The 1,127-nt window shown below is 24.0% G+C and carries 2 protein-coding genes and 1 pseudogene; all 3 read right to left on the reverse strand.

Annotated elements, in window-relative coordinates; genetic code table 11:
- Positions 1 to 184 (reverse strand): annotated as a pseudogene (locus HG1285_RS00460) (flagellar biosynthesis/type III secretory pathway protein); the annotation flags it as partial.
- A 121-nt stretch (positions 185 to 305) separates the two neighbouring features.
- Positions 306 to 674, reverse strand: a complete 369-nt coding sequence (locus HG1285_RS00455) for a type II toxin-antitoxin system VapC family toxin (protein ID WP_008289659.1) — start codon at positions 672 to 674, stop codon at positions 306 to 308.
- The gene (locus tag HG1285_RS00450; protein WP_008289660.1) at positions 671 to 880 is read right to left on the reverse strand and encodes a hypothetical protein; all 210 of its coding nucleotides are present in this window, start codon (positions 878 to 880) and stop codon (positions 671 to 673) included. The genes HG1285_RS00455 and HG1285_RS00450 overlap by 4 nt, the downstream gene beginning before the upstream one ends.
- Positions 881 to 1,127: the final 247 nt, after the last annotated feature.

Genomic DNA, 1,127 nt, shown 5'->3' on the forward strand with positions numbered 1-1,127 from the left:
TTTGAAGCTCCAGGTGAAAAATAGAACCATCTTCTAATTCTAAGACTAAATCGGCTACTCTTTCTTTAGTGGAAGGAAAGGTATTATCAAGTATTTTTGTGCCTTTCTTCCCTGTTAAAATGCTTACAAATTTTTGAGGAATATTTTGGATTATATCTCTTAATGTTTTATCAAATTCTGCCATTTATTTGTCCTGATAATCTTTTGTAAAGATATATGTTTTTTTAATTTTATCACAGGGTAATTTTTTAAATTTTATTTATCTGTTGATATTCTAGTGCATGCGTATGTTTTAATAACAATCTTTAAAAGAGCTGTAAAGTTTCAATATATTTGAAATCTTTTTTATTGTAAGTTAATAAAGGTACATCATAATATATAGATGTTGCTGCTATTAAAGCATCAGGAATTTCTAATCCATGGCTTTTTGAATATTTTTCTATTAAGTCTAAAGCGATTTTTGATATTTCTTCATTTATTACCAGTAAATTAAAACTTTTTAAAAATTTCTTTATTTTATTAAGTTCTCTTTTATTTATAGCTCCATAGTATAGTTCCATACTGGTTATAATACTGATTGCAAAGTTTTCTTCATTAATATTTTTAAGAAGCTCTTTAGTTTCCGTATTTCCTTTAAGTAATTCAATAATTATATTTGTATCCAAAATTATCATTTAACTATTCTTCCCCATGCTTTCTTTCTAATGTTTTCTATAGTAATATCTCTATCTTTCCATATTCCAAAAACTGATTCAAAATCTGGTCTCCCTTTCTTCTTTTCAGGTTCTACTTTGATATTCTTTACATATGGAATGTCTTTTAGTATATCAATCAAATGTTTGGCCTTTCCTTCATTAGACACATCAATTACTATCTTCATTTCACATCTCCACTAAAAATTTTGCAGTTTATAAAAATAAATATGTTTCTGGCGAAAAATTTTACCACAGGACCATAATTTGATAAAAAATATAGAAATTAATATTTCTTTATAAAATAAATTAAATAAAAATATATGACTTTTTATTAAGTTTAGTTTCTATAAAAACGGTCATTTTAATGCATTACAACAATATATTAGTTAAATTAACTTTTATTTAAATTTTATCTTTGCAAAATTATATTAT

The organism is Hydrogenivirga sp. 128-5-R1-1 (genome assembly GCF_000171895.1).